The 1,878-nt window shown below is 37.8% G+C and carries 2 protein-coding genes; both read right to left on the reverse strand.

What is annotated here, in order from left to right; translation table 11 throughout:
• Positions 1-9: 9 nt before the first annotated feature.
• Complete coding sequence (locus AC1DUW_RS27360) at positions 10-1,152, reverse strand: NRAMP family divalent metal transporter (protein ID WP_152952354.1); 1,143 nt, start codon at positions 1,150-1,152, stop codon at positions 10-12.
• 122 nt (positions 1,153-1,274) lie between these two features.
• Positions 1,275-1,878 (reverse strand): LamB/YcsF family protein (locus tag AC1DUW_RS27365; protein WP_477643995.1); only part of this gene is annotated, 604 nt, incomplete at its 5' end.

Consider the following 1,878-nt stretch of genomic DNA (forward strand, 5'->3'; position numbering starts at 1 on the left):
AATCTATAGTTATTTAAATAGTAATGGTAGCTGAGTAAATAAAGTATAGCCACCCATTAACGCCATAACAACTACCACAAATACACCTGATATCGTCAACCATAAAGGATGTTTATATTCACCCACAATGTTTTTCTTATAAGCAGCAATTAATAATGTTCCAAGTGCAATTGGTAAAATCAGACCATTAATTGCCCCCACTACAAGTAGTACTTTTACCGGTTTACCAATTAACAAAAAGCAAATTGTTGAAAGTACTATAAAGCCAATTATAATCCAGTTAGCCTTTTTATTTATTTTTTCACTGAATGTTCTAATAAACGAAACGGAAGTATATGCAGCACCTACTACTGATGTGATTGCTGCAGCCCACATAACAACACCAAAGATTTTATAACCAACATTTCCAGCAGCAAGTTGAAAAACGGATGCCGCAGGGTTTCCTGAATCAATTTGCAAGCCTTTAGATACAACACCGAGAACTGCTAAAAATAATGCAACTCGCATAACTGTAGTTATTAAAATACCCATTACTGAACTCTTTGTGACTTCTGGCAGTGCTCCGACACCTTTCACGCCTGCATCCAATAGACGATGACCGCCAGCAAATGTAATATAGCCACCCACAGATCCTCCAACTAATGTAACGATTGCGATAATATCAATCTTATCAGGTGCAAATGTCTTAACTACTGCTTCTCCAACTGGAGGAGAAGTTGTCCATGCAACATATATCATCAAACATATCATAAAAAAGCCGGCAATTTGTGTAAAACGGTCCATCGCTTTACCTGCTTCTTTTACAACAAAAATTAATATTGCAATGACGGCACTAATTGCCGCTCCAGCAGTTGGGGAAATTCCAGTCATCGCATTTAGACCAAGTCCAGCTCCTGCGATGTTCCCTATATTAAATGCTAGCCCCCCCATAACTATGAGTGCCGCTAGAACATAACCTAGTCCTGGAAGAACCATGTTTGCAATCTCTTGTCCTCGTTTTTCAGATACAGCAATAATGCGCCATACATTTGTTTGTGCAAAAATATCAAGAATTACGGAAATAAGAATAACAAACCCAAAACTTGCTGCAAGACTTTGGGTATAAACAGTTGTCTGCATTAAAAAACCTGGTCCTATGGCTGATGTTGCCATAAGAAATGCTGCACCTAGCAATAATGTCCGGTTAGTTTTTGGCTTAGATTGATTTTTTGTCTGGTCAGTTGTTGTATTTTTGATTGGCTCCAATGGAATCTACCTCCTAGATGTTTGTGATTTTATTTAGAAATAGACTTAACTGTAATTTCAGATATTTCTAAGGATTTTTTTACATGATGAGCAAAGGTTAAAGCATGTGCTCCATCCCCATGAATACAAATTGTATCTGCCTTTAAAGTCACATCAGTTCCTTGCTGTGACAAAACCTTTCCTTCTTTAACCATTCGAATTACTTGTGCAACAGCATCATCATCATTTTCTATCATTGCATGCGCTTTCATACGAGAAGTCAATGAACCATCTTGTTGATATGTCCGATCCGCAAACACTTCACTAGCCGTTTGTAATCCAATGGTCTGTCCAGCACGTATTAATTCACTGCCCGACAAGCCAAATAAAATGAGCTCAGGATTAATTTTGTATACAGCTTCAGCTATGGCAAGAGACAACTCTTTATTCTTTGCCGCCATATTGTACAAAGCACCATGTGGTTTAACATGTTGCATATTCCCGCCTTCAGATTGCAAGAAGCCATTTAACGCACCAATTTGATAGACAACAATATCATAAGCTTCCTGTGGTGAAATATTAATATTGCGTCGGCCAAAACCTATTAAATCTTGTAATCCAGGGTGGGCACCAATTTTTACATCTTTCTCTAAA

It is taken from the genome of Peribacillus sp. P4_C12 (assembly GCF_056402095.1).

Excerpts from the sequence above, each read along its gene's own strand:
- AC1DUW_RS27360 (WP_152952354.1), bottom strand. The coding sequence starts at position 1,152 with ATGGCAACATCAGCCATAGGACCAGGTTTTTTAATGCAGACAACTGTT.